17 protein-coding genes and 1 pseudogene are annotated in these 13,375 nt (G+C 66.8%); 12 read left to right on the plus strand and 6 right to left on the minus strand.

Translation table 11 applies throughout. The features are described 5' to 3' along the window. Positions 1–7: 7 nt before the first annotated feature. On the plus strand, positions 8–952 hold the full coding sequence (locus ORI60_RS20540; protein ID WP_266039292.1) for a ribose-phosphate diphosphokinase: 945 nt from the start codon (positions 8–10) through the stop codon (positions 950–952). Position 953: 1 nt separating this feature from the next. On the opposite strand, the gene ORI60_RS20545 is transcribed toward ORI60_RS20540, so the two are convergent. Next, on the minus strand, positions 954–1,580 hold the full coding sequence (locus ORI60_RS20545) for a TetR/AcrR family transcriptional regulator (RefSeq protein ID WP_266039294.1): 627 nt from the start codon (positions 1,578–1,580) through the stop codon (positions 954–956). 105 nt (positions 1,581–1,685) lie between these two features. Between ORI60_RS20545 and ORI60_RS20550 the strand changes: the two genes are divergently transcribed. The 3 genes from ORI60_RS20550 to ORI60_RS20560 are packed head-to-tail and all read left to right on the plus strand — an operon-like array spanning position 1,686 to position 3,785. Continuing rightward, complete coding sequence (locus tag ORI60_RS20550; RefSeq protein ID WP_266039295.1) at positions 1,686–2,735, plus strand: medium chain dehydrogenase/reductase family protein; 1,050 nt, start codon at positions 1,686–1,688, stop codon at positions 2,733–2,735. After that, positions 2,732–3,190 (plus strand): TetR/AcrR family transcriptional regulator, encoded by a 459-nt coding sequence (locus ORI60_RS20555; RefSeq protein ID WP_266039296.1) that lies wholly within the window; start codon positions 2,732–2,734, stop codon positions 3,188–3,190. The genes ORI60_RS20550 and ORI60_RS20555 overlap by 4 nt, the downstream gene beginning before the upstream one ends. 19 nt (positions 3,191–3,209) lie before the next feature. Beyond that, the gene (locus tag ORI60_RS20560) at positions 3,210–3,785 is read left to right on the plus strand and encodes an ABC transporter permease (protein WP_266039297.1); all 576 of its coding nucleotides are present in this window, start codon (positions 3,210–3,212) and stop codon (positions 3,783–3,785) included. 5 nt (positions 3,786–3,790) lie between these two features. Here the strand turns inward: ORI60_RS20560 and ORI60_RS20565 are convergent, their stop codons facing one another. Beyond that, positions 3,791–4,126, minus strand: coding sequence for a nitroreductase/quinone reductase family protein (locus tag ORI60_RS20565; protein ID WP_266039298.1), 336 nt, complete (start codon positions 4,124–4,126; stop codon positions 3,791–3,793). A gap of 81 nt (positions 4,127–4,207) precedes the next feature. On the opposite strand from ORI60_RS20565, the gene ORI60_RS20570 reads away from it, so the two are divergent. Next, entirely contained in the window at positions 4,208–4,801 is a 594-nt protein-coding gene (locus ORI60_RS20570) for a TetR/AcrR family transcriptional regulator (RefSeq protein WP_266039299.1), read from the plus strand. On the opposite strand, the gene ORI60_RS20575 is transcribed toward ORI60_RS20570, so the two are convergent. The 3 genes and pseudogenes from ORI60_RS20575 to ORI60_RS20585 form a co-directional block, all read right to left on the minus strand. Next, entirely contained in the window at positions 4,798–5,058 is a 261-nt protein-coding gene (locus ORI60_RS20575) for a Prokaryotic metallothionein (RefSeq protein WP_266039301.1), read from the minus strand. The genes ORI60_RS20570 and ORI60_RS20575 overlap by 4 nt on opposite strands. A 20-nt stretch (positions 5,059–5,078) precedes the next feature. Next, complete coding sequence (locus ORI60_RS20580) at positions 5,079–5,450, minus strand: MmcQ/YjbR family DNA-binding protein (RefSeq protein ID WP_266039303.1); 372 nt, start codon at positions 5,448–5,450, stop codon at positions 5,079–5,081. Between the two features lie 206 nt (positions 5,451–5,656). Beyond that, positions 5,657–5,733: pseudogene (locus tag ORI60_RS20585) on the minus strand. A gap of 106 nt (positions 5,734–5,839) precedes the next feature. Here ORI60_RS20585 and ORI60_RS20590 point away from each other — a divergent pair. The 5 genes from ORI60_RS20590 to ORI60_RS20610 all read left to right on the plus strand — a co-directional run bounded on the left by ORI60_RS20590 (position 5,840) and on the right by ORI60_RS20610 (position 11,115). Further along, positions 5,840–6,955: a J domain-containing protein gene (locus ORI60_RS20590; RefSeq protein WP_266039304.1), complete on the plus strand. Its 1,116-nt coding sequence runs from the start codon at positions 5,840–5,842 to the stop codon at positions 6,953–6,955. 162 nt (positions 6,956–7,117) lie between these two features. Continuing rightward, entirely contained in the window at positions 7,118–7,762 is a 645-nt protein-coding gene (locus ORI60_RS20595; protein ID WP_266039305.1) for an RICIN domain-containing protein, read from the plus strand. A 245-nt stretch (positions 7,763–8,007) separates the two neighbouring features. Then, positions 8,008–9,615: a recombinase family protein gene (locus ORI60_RS20600; protein ID WP_266039306.1), complete on the plus strand. Its 1,608-nt coding sequence runs from the start codon at positions 8,008–8,010 to the stop codon at positions 9,613–9,615. A gap of 148 nt (positions 9,616–9,763) precedes the next feature. Continuing rightward, positions 9,764–10,510 (plus strand): toll/interleukin-1 receptor domain-containing protein, encoded by a 747-nt coding sequence (locus tag ORI60_RS20605; protein WP_266039307.1) that lies wholly within the window; start codon positions 9,764–9,766, stop codon positions 10,508–10,510. 107 nt (positions 10,511–10,617) lie between these two features. Then, positions 10,618–11,115 (plus strand): NUDIX hydrolase, encoded by a 498-nt coding sequence (locus tag ORI60_RS20610; protein ID WP_266039309.1) that lies wholly within the window; start codon positions 10,618–10,620, stop codon positions 11,113–11,115. Here the strand turns inward: ORI60_RS20610 and ORI60_RS20615 are convergent. After that, positions 11,089–12,291, minus strand: coding sequence for an XRE family transcriptional regulator (locus ORI60_RS20615; protein WP_266039310.1), 1,203 nt, complete (start codon positions 12,289–12,291; stop codon positions 11,089–11,091). The genes ORI60_RS20610 and ORI60_RS20615 overlap by 27 nt on opposite strands. Before the next feature lie 394 nt (positions 12,292–12,685). On the opposite strand from ORI60_RS20615, the gene ORI60_RS20620 reads away from it, so the two are divergent. Both ORI60_RS20620 and ORI60_RS20625 read left to right on the plus strand, forming a co-directional pair. Beyond that, positions 12,686–12,946: a hypothetical protein gene (locus tag ORI60_RS20620; protein WP_266039311.1), complete on the plus strand. Its 261-nt coding sequence runs from the start codon at positions 12,686–12,688 to the stop codon at positions 12,944–12,946. A gap of 11 nt (positions 12,947–12,957) precedes the next feature. After that, positions 12,958–13,266, plus strand: a complete 309-nt coding sequence (locus ORI60_RS20625; RefSeq protein ID WP_266039312.1) for a hypothetical protein — start codon at positions 12,958–12,960, stop codon at positions 13,264–13,266. The last annotated feature ends 109 nt before the right edge of the window (positions 13,267–13,375 follow it).

Genomic DNA, 13,375 nt, shown 5'->3' on the forward strand with positions numbered 1-13,375 from the left:
TGCGGATGTGCGTGACATCGCTGTCTTCAGTGGTTCTGCCCATCCCTCCCTCGCCGCCGAGATCTGCGGCCACCTCGGCGTCGAGCTCTCCCCCAGCCGGCTGACGCGGTTCGCCAACGACTGCCTGGAAGTGCAGCTGCAGGCGAACTGCCGTGAGCGGGACGTGTTCCTGATCCAGCCGCTGGTCCCGCCGGTGCAGGAACACCTCGTCGAACTCCTGCTGATGCTCGACGCCGCGCGGGGCGCTTCGGCCGCGCGCACGACCGTCGTCCTGCCGCACTACGCCTACGCGCGTTCGGACAAGAAGGACGCACCGCGGATCTCGATCGGCGGCCGCCTGGTCGCCGACCTGATGGTCGCCGCAGGCGCGTCCCGGGTGCTGGCGATGACGTTGCACTCGCCGCAGGTGCACGGGTTCTTCTCGGTGCCCGTCGACCACCTGCACGCCCTGCGCGAACTCGCCGCGCACTTCTCCCGGTACGACCTCTCGAACACCGTCGTGGTGTCACCGGACCTCGGGAACGCCAAGGAGGCCGCGCACTTCGCCCGGATCCTGGGGCTGCCGGTCGCGGCCGGCGCCAAGCAGCGGTTCGCCGACGACAAGGTGCAGATCCAGACAGTCATCGGCGAGGTGGCCGGGCGGGACGTGATCGTGCTGGACGACGAGATCGCCAAGGGCTCGACGGTGATCGAGCTGCTGGACAAGCTGCGGGAGCGCGGCGCCGGGTCGATCCGGGTCGCCTGCACCCACGGGCTGTTCTCCGCCGGTGCACTGGACCGGCTGCAGGCGTTCGACGACGTGCTGGAGATCGTCGCGACGAACACCGTGCCGATCCCGGAGGAGAAGTCCGTGCCGAAGCTGGAGGTGCTGTCGATCGCGCCGGCGATGGCCGAGGCGATGCGGCGGATCAACGTCGGCGAGTCGGTGTCGACCCTCTTCGAGGCACCCTAGGTCACTTGAGGTGCGCGAGTGCCTTGATCAGCCGGTCGCCGACGTCGGCCGGTCCGGGCATCTTGCGCACTACGGCCCGCTGGTGGGCGAGGCCGTGCAGCCCGAGCCACAACGCCACCGCGTCGCCGAACAGGTCGTCGCTGCCGTGCGCGATCCCCTCCTCGACGCACGCGCCCAGCACGTCGACGAGCAGCCCGAACGCCTCCGCGCCGAGTGAGTCGAGGTCGGCGTCGGTGATCGAGGTGTCCTCGACCGACGGCGTCCACAGGCCGCCGAACATGATCCGGTAGCGCTGCGGGTGCAGCTCGGCGAAGTCCAGGTAGGCGTTGCACACCGCGAAGAGCCGTGCGCGCGCGTCCGGCTCCGCGTTGTCGCCGGCCTCGCGCAGGGTGGCCGTGAGCGCGTCCATCTCCCGCCGCACCACGGCCAGCATGATCGACGGCTGGTCCGCGAAGTGCGCGTAGATCGACGGTGCCGCGATCCCCGCCTTGCGGGCGACCGAGCGCAGCGTGACCGCGCGTTCGTCGCCGCCCTCGTCCAGCAGCGCGACGGCCGCGGCGATGATCTCGTCCCGCAGCTTCCCGCCTTCGCCTCTGCGGTTGCGCCTGCGCGGTTCCGTGTTCGTCACGAGCGTAACCATACACCTGAAAGTTTATGGGTGTTAGGCCTTGCGGTCTTAGACTTACGGGCGTTAGCTTATGTCCGTAAGCACAGCCGAGACCGAGGAGCCACGATGAACGCCACGACCGCCACCACCCGCGCCACCGAGATCGTCCTGCCCGGTGTGGTCGAGCCCGACGGCCTGCACGTCCAGGTCCGCGACCTGCCCGCGCCGGGCCAGGGCCAGGTCGTCCTGCGGATGGACGCCACGGGCGTCTCGTTCGCCGAGCAGCAGATGCGCCTGGGCAAGTACTTCGACCAGCCCGCGTTCCCGTTCGTGCCCGGCTACGACGTCGTCGGCACCGTGGTCGGGACGGGGCCCGGCGTCGACCGCGACCTGCGGGGACACCGGTTCGCAGCGGTCACCAAGATCGGCGCGTGGGCGAGCCACCTGATCGTCGAGGCGGCGGACCTGGTGCCCGTGCCGGACGGCGTGGACGCGGCCGCCGCCGAGACCGTCGTCGTCAACGGCGTCACGGCGTGGCAGATGATGTACCGCACGGCGAAGGTCGGGCGCGGAGACACGATCGTCGTGCTGGGCGCGAACGGCGGCGTCGGCTCGACGTTGGTGCAGCTCGCCCGCCACGCCGGCATCAAGGTCATCGGCACGGCCTCCGCCCGCCACCACGACGCCGTGCGCGAACTCGGCGCGATCCCCGTCGACTACCGCGACCCGGACATGTACGCCCGCATCCGCGAACTGGCGCCCGAAGGCGTGGACGCCGTGTTCGACCACGTCGGCGGTCCCGGCCTGCATGAGTCCTGGAAGCTGCTGCGCCGCGGCGGCGCGCTGGTCAACTACGGTACGGCCGCGACCAAGGACGAGCCGGGCAACGCGATGCTGCCGGTGCTCAAGCTCTTCGGACAGCTGCTGGTGTGGAATGCGCTGCTCAACGGCAAGCGCGCGGGCTTCTACAACTTCTGGGCCGGCAAGCGCTTCCGCCCCGCCTCGTTCCGCGCCCGCCTCGCCGAGGACCTCACGCAGGTGCTCGCACTGCTCGGACAGGGCGTGCTGACGCCGCAGATCGCCGCGCGCATCCCGTTGTCGGAGGCAGGTGCCGCACTGGCGCTGGCCGAGTCGCGGACCGTGCTGGGCAAGGTCGTCATCGTCCCGGAGCCGTGAGCAGACCGGGCTGCCGCCAGGCGATCGTGACGGCGGCGACCGCCCTGGTCGACCGGGACCGCGCCGTGACGCTGCGGGCCGTGTCCCGCGAGGCGGACGTGCCCACCTCGTCGATCTACCAGCAGTTCCCCGACGTGCCGTCGATCTTGCTGGCCGTGTGCCACGAGGCCTTCCGCGAACTCGAAGCCGTCGTGCTCGGCGCACCCGACGCCCACGCGGCAGGCCTCGCCTACCTGGACTTCGCCGTCGCTCATCCCCGCCGCTACCGCGTGATGTTCGGTGCGGCCGATCTCTCCTCGCAGGCGCTGCGGCTGTTCACGCGGGTCCTCGCGGACCCCGATCGCGCCATGACGTTCTGGCTGGGCCTGCACGGCCTCGCCGACCAGCACACGGCGATCCGCCGCTCGTCCCAGTTCGCCGTCATCGCACCACGTCTGATCACCTCACTCATCTGACCTCCCGGGAGTCCCCGCCATGAACGCCACCGCTCTTCGCGCCACCACCGTCGCGTCCACCGAGGTCGACAACCGCGCCGCCTACCTGGGTTTCGCGTTCGGTTACGTCTTCGGCCACGGCGCCGCCATGCTCTCCAGGTCCGGCGCGGTCCTGATGCCGGCGTGGCTGCCGATCGGCCTGCTCGCCACCGGTCTCGTCGCCGGCACGATCTTCGCCATGACCGCGTCGCTGCGCGCCCAGAAAGCCGCGTCGGATGCGCGGCGACGAGCCGAGAAGCTGGTCGGCACGGCCTGGATCAGCGGTTTCACCGCGCTGGCGTTGGCGGTCACCGGCCTGAGCACGGTGTTCGACGAGCCGGAGCTGCAGACCGTGCTGTGGCCCGCCGGCGCGACCATCGTCGTCGGCCTGATCTACATCGCCGAGGGCGCGATCCGCGGCAACGCCCTGCACCACAACCTGGGCACCTGGCTCATGCTGGTCGCGGCCGCGACGCTGTTCGTCCCCGGAGCCGGCTTCTTCGGCACGCTGGCCGTGCTGGGTGGCGGCGCCTACCTGGTGGCGGCGTTCCTGGAGCGCCGGCGCCTTGCCGCGTAAGGCTTCTACAGCCGCACTCGCACCGTGACACGACCCTTGTCGTCACGGTGCGAAGTCGCGTGTCCGGTCTTCTTCGTGCCGTCCAGCTCAAGCGTCAGCGGACCGCCCTCGCCCTCGAAGTTCCGCCACCACACCTTCGCGTCCGGCATCATCACGCGGATCTCGACGACCTCGCCTTTGCGCCGGTAGCCGACGGGTGTGCTGATCGTGCGACCGGACCGCCGTCCCGTGTACGTCACGATCGTGAGCCCCTTGCGCACGAGCTTCCCCACGAGCGGAGCGTCCCGCAGTCCGACGACCCACTTGTTGACCCTGCGCACAACCGGTCCCTGAACCCTCATGGATTTGACCGTAGCCTGCTAAGTGGAGACCCCCGTCCACTTGAGGCGAAGTGAGAAGAAGTGACCGCTGAACCGTCTCAGATGCGAGCCGATGCGCGGGAGAACCGGGCGCGCGTGCTCACCGTCGCCCGCGAACTGTTCGCCGAGCGCGGGCTCGACGTGCCGATGGCCGCGATCGCACGCAGGGCAGGCGTGGGCGTCGCCACGCTGTACCGGCGCTTCCCGACCAAGGAATCGCTGGTCATGGAGGCCTTCGCCGAGCAGTTCGCTGTCTGCCAGAGCGTCATCGACGACGCGCTGCAGGACCCGGACGCGTGGCGCGGGCTCCGCACGGTGATCGAGAAGGTCTGCCTGCTGCAGGCCTGCGACCGCGGATTCACCGCCGCGTTCACGGCGTCGTTCCCCGACCTGCACGCCGAGGCGCGCGACCGGACGTGGCGCAACTTCGGCGCACTGGTGCAACGGGCGAAGGACAGCGGGCACCTGCGGGCCGACTTCTCGCCGCACGACCTGACGCTGGTGCTCGTGGCCAACAGCGGGCTGTCCAGCCTGCCGGCGGAGGCCGCGGTGGCCGCGTCCCAGCGCCTCGTCGCGTACCTGCTGGAGTCGTTCCGAGCGGGCACGGACGCCCTGCCGCCGCCCGTGCCGCTCAGCCTGGACCTCGTCCTGCGTTAACCGGGATGAGCGCCGACGGTGTCGCGGATCATCGCACCCAGGTCGGCCGAACCCTGGCGCGCGCAGTGGGCGCAGCAGAAGAACTTGCCCTCCACCTCCACGCCGTGCCCGATCACGCGGCAGTCGCAGTGCTCGCAGCGCGGCGCGAGCCGTTGGATCGCGCACTCGAAGCTGTCGAACGTGTGCACACCCCCGCCGACGGTGCGCACCTCGAAGGCCATCCAGTACTCGTTGCCACAGACGTCACAGGTCGCCATGCGCCGAAGACTGCGACAGGTCAGTCGGGTCGGCAACTCGAAGCGTCGAGTTGCGCGACCAGCGTCTTCGGGGCGATCACCCGATAGGCGTCCTCGACGAGATCGGCGACGACGTCCCAGTCGACGGGGACGTCGAGGTACACGCCGAGCCAGCCGCGATGACCGACGTAGGGCGGGCGGAAGTAGTTCTCGGGGTCCTGCGCGACGAGGGTCTCCTGCACCCCGGGGCCCGCCGCGCACCAGAACGCCCTGCGGTCGTCGTGGTGGTGGTCGGCGGACGTCACGAAGGTCTTCTTGCCGCGGACGAACCAGGTCGGCTCGCCGTGGCTCAGGCGTTCGGTCACCTCTGGCAGCGCGAGACAGAGGCGGCGCAGGCGTTCGAGCGCTTCCACCCGGACATCTTGCGCCACTTCACCCCCGTCGTGCCATCTGCGTTCCGTCGCCGCACAAGCCGAGGCCCGGCACCACAACGCACCCACGTCACCAGGTGTCCGTCACACCGTCCACAGAGGACGCTGCATCGCAGAACCCCGGCCCGCGAAGGTGTCGCCGAGCACGGCGAACGACGCCATCGGCGAACAGGGGATCCCCATGAGAGCGGGACCGGCCGGATTCGAACCGGCGTTCTCCCTCCTCCGTTCAGGAGGGCGCGTCGACCACTGCGCTACAGGCCCCTTCGCCACCGCCCCACCCACACTAGTCGGGGAAGTGCGGGCCGTATGCCCTGCGAAAGTGTTGGACCCAATAAGGTTCACGGACCAACCCCGAACTGGACGGTGTCGTGCCAGGGATCGACTACTACGAGTTGCTCGGTGTCGACCGGGGCGCCAGCGCCTCGGAGATCAAGTCGGCCTACCGCTCTCTCGCCAAGGTCATGCACCCCGACGCGGGTGGGACGTCCGGCGGCTTCCGCCTGCTCCAGGAGGCCTACGAGACGCTGAAGGACCCGGTCCGGCGGGCCGACTACGACCGCCCGGCGTCCCGGCCGCCCACCGCGGCGCGACCGCAGACGCGGCCGCGACCTCGCAGAACAGGCCACACCGGCAGGCTGCGCGACTTCGGCGACGACCCGAACTACACGGCGCCGCGGCCCCGTGTCGACCTCGGTTCGATGGAGTGGTGGCACCGCATCGACCTCGGCGCGCGCGTCCGCTACGTCCCCGCCACCGGCCTCGGCCACGCCCCCGCGGCAGCCGCGATCGGGGGGTGGTTCGTCCTGCTCCTCCCGCTGACGATGACCTTGTCGCCGCTGCTGCTCGCCGTCTGGCTGCCCCTCGTGGCGGCCGCCGGTTACGGGGCGTTCCGGCTGGTGCGCCGCTACATGACGGTCGCGCGGGCCGAACGGGCGTTCGCCGGTGAGTACGACGGGAACACGATTTTCGGCCGTCCGGGTGAAAACCGACGCGAACGGCTGACCGCCGGACTGCTCACGGAGTACATGACCCAGCTACCGGGCGTGCGCATCTTCCACGGCCTCGCGTGGCCCGGATCGGTCTTCACGGACGTCGACCACGCCCTGCTCTGCGGCCGCCGCCTGGTCCTCATCGAGTCGAAGTCATGGCTCCCCGGCCACTACTACTGCGACGAGGACGGCGAACTCTGGCGCAACGGCCACCCGTTCCGCGGCGGAGGCACCCAGCTGCTCGAAGGCGTCGAACGCTTCGCCGAGCTGCTGCCGTGGCTCGAGGTCCGCGGCGCCCTGCTCGTCTACCCGAGCCGCGCCGGCGAGGTCACGTGCGACGACGACCTCGACTTCGAGGTGCCGCCGATGACGCCCGAGCAGTTCGTCCGCGAGATCGGCGACTGGCTGGCCGACGACCCGGCCACCGTCGACCGCGAGGCATTGCGCGTTCTCGTGCGCCAAGTGGTCTCGGAAGTCCGCGTAGCCGGCGCCTAACTCGTTGTGACCTTCACGAACTTCCGGTCCGATTAAGACAAAAAGACCCTTGACTGGCGACTGACGGCCTGAAAGATTGGCATTGTTCCTGGGGGGACAAGTCGGCGTCGGGGGACGCCCTCCCATGGACTTTTTCAGTCACGCACACATGGGGGATTCGAAGTGAAGAACGTCATTCGCAGAGTTTCTGTCGCCATTGCGGCGGGCGCCGCCCTGCTGTCGATCGTGGCCGCGCCGGCCTCGGCCGCACCGAAGTTCGAGCCGTACGACCTGCCCGGCGTGGGCACGCAGGCCCAGGCCAAGATCGCCGCCGCGGGCGAGGCCATCTGGACCGCGATCATCCCGAAGACGACCGACGTCAATTACGGCGCCTCCGTGGACCGCTGCGCGGACATCGCCTGGAACTCGCTGGACAACGGCGCCCGCGCCATCCTGTTCGACTGCTACGGCACGAACAACCAGAAGTGGGCCCCTGTCTGGGTCGCGGGCACCGGCAGCCAGTACGGCACCGCGATGTTCATCAACGCCAACTCCGGCAAGTGCCTCGACCTGTCCGGCAGCGCTCCCACCAACGGCTCGCACGTCATCCAGTGGAACTGCCACAACGGCGCGAACCAGCAGTGGGAGGTCGTGCTGCCCACCGGTGCCGACCCGGCGACCTACGACGGTCCGATCCTGTTCAAGAACCGCGCCACCGGCAAGTGCCTCGACACCGACAACGGCGGCATCGCGAATGGCACCGGATTCCTGCAGTGGGACTGCCACGGCAACCCGAACCAGCTGTTCACGCTCTACAAGTGGATCTGATGATCTGAAGTACACGTGAAATGGCCGCCCGCACATTTCTGCGGGCGGCCACCACTATTTCTCCACAACGGCACCGAGGACCGCCACCGGCGATCTTCCGCCGGTCATGAGATCCTTTCCGCCATGACCCGCACGGTGTGCCTCGCACAGAACCCCGACGCGGACGCACTCCTCGCGTCAGACATGTTCGCCCTGCTCACAGGAATGCTGCTGGACCAGCACACTGCTTGATGTATGACTAGCGTATGGATCCATCCGACCGCGTCCAACGCGCACACTGGGGCGACTTCGAGGGCCTGAACCTGGCCGGTCTCGTCCGCCTGTCGTTCGAGCTGAACCACGACGACCCGCAGGCGAACGTGCGCAGCTTCCCCTTGTCCGGCAGGGACATCAAGGGCCGCGAGGAACAGGAGAAGGACTGCCGCACGTACGTCGAGTCCCGCAAGGGTCAGTACGTGCACACGTACATCGAGCCGGACACCTCTGCCTGGAAGCGCAAGCGCGTGCAGCTCCCTGACGGCTCATACACCTACCGCGTCGTGCGTCCGATCTTCGAAGGCGCTTTGAACGACCTGAAGCGCGGCACTACGCCAGACGGTGAGCGGCTGGACGGCCTGGTCGTCTACGACATCGATCGGCTCACCCGCGACAACCGGCACCTTGAAGACGCCATCGAGGTCGTGGAGCACTTCCGGCGTCCGATCATGGACATCACGGGCACGCTTGACTTGCTGACCGACAACGGCCGGACCGTGGCCCGCATCGTCGTTGCCACCAACAACAAGCAGTCCGCTGATACGGCCCGCCGCGTGCGTCGGAAGCACCGCGCGTTGGAGCTCGCCGGCATTCCGACCGGAGGCCGCCGCCCGTTCGGGTGGAACGAGGACAAGCGCACGCTAAACCTGGCCGAGGCCGAGCTGATCCGCGAGTCCGCACAGCGGATCCTGCGTGGCGCTCCCCTTGGGTCGATCGTCAATGACTGGAACGACCGAGGTGTCACCACGCCGTTGGGGAACAAGTGGACCAACCAGACGGTCAAGACGGTCTTTCGGAACCCTCGGGTCTGCGGATTCCGGTCGAGGAACGTACGTGAGATCAACCAGCAGACCGGCAAGGAGTCGTTCCGCGTCGAGATCGTTCGCGACGACACCGGAGAGCCGGTCATCGGTCAGTTCGAACCGATCTTGACCGTCGATGATTGGGACGCGGTCACGGCAGTGATCGGCAACCACGCGATCGCTGGACGCGGCAAGAACACCCGCACGTACTTGCTCACCGGCACGCTTCGCTGCGGCAAGGATGACTGCGGCGGCAAGCTTCGCTCGCTGAAGGCACACGCATCGCGGGTGAAGGACCCCAACCGCTTCTATTACACCTGCGAGGCCAGGAACAAGGGCGGTTGCGGCGGAGGCGTCAGCATCCCAGGCCAGGAGACCGATGCGTGGGTGACGGCCGCAGTGATCCGCAAGTACGAGCTAGAGGCTGAGCGCCGCGAAGCTCAGAGCACGCCGGAGCCGTGGGCGCAGGAGGCCGAGCTTGCCGAGGTCCGTGAGGACCTGCGGGAACTAAGTACAGCTCGCAAGGAACGGCGGATCTCAGCCAACCGCTACTTCGCCATGTTGCCCGAGCTTGAGCAGCAGGAGCGTGAACTACTCGCTGACCGCGAACGCTGGTTGGCGAAGACAGCGACGGCAGGCACGAGCCTGGCAACGATTCGCGCCGACTGGGATGACTACCCCTTGGCCCAAAAACGCGCATACATAGAAGAAGCGCTAGCTGCCGTCCTGGTCCTCCCAGCCAACGGACGTCGAGGATTCCACCCGGAGCGGATCGAACTCGTTTGGCGATCCTGAAAGATTAGTGAAGCTACCTAACTTTATTGGTTGGACCAATTCCCCCGGCCCGCTCCAGCCGGCACTCTCACGCCTGCGAAAAATTGTCAGTGCCGCGATCTAGACTGGTCGGCAGTTAGATGCAGGCGGAACATCCCAGGAGCCAAAGTTGGTCAAGAAGTTCAACGCGAGCGCGTTCCAGGCGCAGCTTAGAGCCGCACAGCGCAAGGCCGAACAAGACTTCAAGCGCAAGGTCAGCCATGCCCAAAACAAGATCACACAGGAGGCGCGGAGGATCGATCAGCAAAATCAGAAAGTGGTTGACGACTACAACCATAAGGTCGCAGCGCACAACCGCGCCGCCGAACAGCACAACAGGAAGGTGGTCGCAGACATCAATCGAAGCCTGCAAGCGAGCAGCAGTCGCCCCTCAGTGCGCTACACCGTCCACGAACGGCAGCTTGTTGATCGAGTTCACGAAGCAGTCGCAGGACTGGACAACCGGGAATACGACGCGTTCCTCAGCTACGCACGGATTGACGGTGCCCAGGTAGCCACAGAACTTCGCGAAAACCTCGCAGAACTCGGCGCATCAGTCTGGTTTGACGAAATTGCAATCATCCCTGGCAAGAGCCTGGCACTCCAGATGGATTCAGGTCTGCGAAGGGCCAAGTCAGGCATTGCCCTCTTGACACCCGCTTACCTCACTGGCAGGTTCTGGACCCAGCGCGAGCTAGGTGCCTTGCTACACAAGAACACTCTCATTCCAGTGCTGCACAACGTCACCTTCGAGGATGTTGCCGAGTACAGCGGGATTCTGCCGGACCTTGCAGGATTCACTACAGCAAACGATTCCGTGCGCGACATAGCAGTGAAAATTGCTTCGGCAATTTTGCCCAATGCGGACGTCGCCTAACAGACATCAGGCACAAACCATGCCTCTAGCTATGCTGTAGGCTTACAATTGTGCTTCCTGGACCTGACAGCGCAGACACCCGTTGGACAATCCACGAAGAACGACTCGTGGACGACACTCGCAAGCTTCATGTGAGCATCGCCCACGTCGAACTGCCAGACGGTGTCCACTTTGAGCAGTGGGTGTTGCGTATGCCCAAGGCAGTCATGGCCTTGGTGCTCGACGATGCGCACGAGAATGTACTCATGATCTACAGGCATCGGTGGATCATGGACCGCTGGACCTGGGAACTCCCCGGCGGCTACCTCGATCCGAATGAGGACCCTGCCGCTTGCGCGGAACGCGAAGCGATCGAGGAGACCGGCTGGAAGCCGCGCAACGTCAGGCTGTTGACGACCTTCCAGCCTCTCACCGGTACTGCCGACTTCGAAAACCTGATCTACATCGCCGAAGGCGCGGAGGACACAGGCCAGCAGGCCGACATCAACGAAGCTGAACGCGTGGCCTGGATCCCGTTGTCCTCGATCAAAGACATGATCGCCAAGGGCGAGATCATCGGGGCAGCCGCACAGGTCGGTCTACTGCACGTCCTCGCGTTCGGCTAGCCCGATGCCAACAGCCGCCATCTCCGCGTAGAGCACCTGGACCGCAGGCTCTGCGCGGAACGGCTGGAGACGCCGAGCCACGTCCTCCAGGTAGGCCACAGTCCGGACCGAATGCATGTTGCCCGCCATGCGCAGAGCACTGGTGCCCGCCGCGCAAGCCTCTTCCACACGCCGCTGATCGGCCAGGATCGAAGCGAGCAAAGCCGTGTTGAACAGCCGTCCTCGGTCGTACCCCTCGGTCATCTCCAAGGACCGCCGAGCGAACCGCTCAGCCTCATCAGGCCGACCAAGATCCCGGAAGCAGTGCGCGAACTTCGCCGCCATGTACGCGGCATCGAAGTACCGCAGCCACTCAGGCACATCAGAGCCCGCCGACGAGAACGAGTTTTCCGCATCCCCAAGCGCCGCAAGGCATCCCTTGGCATCGCGACGCAACGCGAGCCCATGAGCTTCCATCACCGCGGACTCCGCCATGAGCGGCGAGATGCCGGTCCGGCCGGCGTTGTCCCGCGCAGCTCGGGCCAGGTCGACAGCCACGAGAGGCGAGCGCACGAAGGCCGCGTGATGGCTCATGCCAGCCAGCATCTCGGCAGCAAGCGCGTCGTCACCGACGTCCTGGCAAAGTTGGAGAGCCTGCCGCAGATGCTTGCGCCCAGCGCTGGCGTCGCCCACGTCGTACGCCATCCAGCCAGCGAGCTGGTTGAGTTCGGCGACGGCTCCGAACAGCTCACGCCGCACACCGTCCCGGAATCGACCACCACGCAACAGGGGCACAGCTTCACCAACGAGGTAGTGGCTGACCGTCGCGCGTGCGTGCCCACCGCCGAAGCGGTTGTCGAGCTGCCTGAACGTTCGCGTCATGGCCCGCAGCGTCTCGACATCAGCCGTTCCGACGATCCGCTCAACGGCCTCTGGTGACGGCGCGCTGAACCAGCCAAAGCCGGACTCGGCCGACATCACCGAGGAGGGCGGCATGTCGTCATCTTCGAACTGGAACCACAGCAGGGCCTCAGGGATGCGAAGAGCCCACGCCCACTGCTCAAGCTTGCCCAGATCTCGAAGCGGTTCGACCGTGCGTTCCAGGCGACTGACCTGCCCCTGCGTCAGCCCGAACCAACGCCCGATCTTGGCTTGTGTCAGCGCCGGATCATGTTCCTTCCTGTAGGCCTCGATCACGTGGCCGAAGTGCCTTGACCGCAGGGCAGCACTGAGGCGCGGCCGGTCCCAGAATTCGGCAGGCTTGGCAGGCGCACGAGAAGCCTGAACATCGCGACGGACGCAGGGCGCACACAGGAATGCGCGGTTGTCACTCGCCAACCGCGTTCCGCATCCCCGGCATTGCCGAGGCGTGTCCCGTGCGCTCATCACCGCCCCTGACCTGCGTTCAAGCCCGAGTGTAATCACGCGAGCACCCGCTGACGTGCAGATATGAGCGGATTGGATATCTCAGCCACCTACGTGGTGGGTTCATTGCTTCAGCGCGCCGATCGTCGTGTCAGGACGACTCGACAGGAGGCAAGAGATGGGGTTCTACGTACTCGCTCGACCAGAGGAAGGAGCATTTTCAGCAGTGGTCGAGCACCTGCCGGGCGCACCGACGCTGCTGGCCGCAATCGGTGACTCACAGATTGCCGTGCAGACGCCGGACGGCCCGGACGGGCTGAAACTCGCGGCTCAGTTCGCGTGGGGTCTCGCGAAAGCGGCCACCGAGTTCGCGGCCAGGTGCGAGGAGTTGCACCTGGCAGCCAGCAACGCCGAGTCCGAGACCTTCGCGCCGGTGAGCGAGGACGAGCTGGCACGTTGGAGCACACTCGTCGGGCGTGCTGAGTGAACCGGTGGACGATGGAACTGGTGGCGCTCGGCTATTGCTTAGTGGTCTTGCTGCTGGCGCAGGTGGCGTGTTCGCGAGCGAACAAGTCCGTGCGGCGCCAAGCGCTTTCGCCGAAGCAGCTCAAGTCGTCGCCGTGTGTGTCGTATGGGCTTGCGTCGTTCTGTACGCAGTTGCCTGCGGCCTACAGGCAGCGTGGCGACGGCGAACAGCCCGCCAACAAGCTCGCCGAGTTGCTGACGAGCTCTCCAATTCAGTCGCAGCGATCCAACGCCACCTTGCCGCAGAACACGACGACTGACCGAACACCGGCCGCCGCCTGACGGCCGTCTGATCGACCGCAGCGGAGCCGCGACGCAGTTCGCGAACACGTGCGACAACTCAACACAAGCGCCAGAAACCTATACATACAAACAAACTTGAGGCTACGGC

Source organism: Lentzea sp. NEAU-D7, assembly GCF_026242055.1.
Taxonomy (GTDB): Bacteria; Actinomycetota; Actinomycetes; order Mycobacteriales; family Pseudonocardiaceae; genus Lentzea.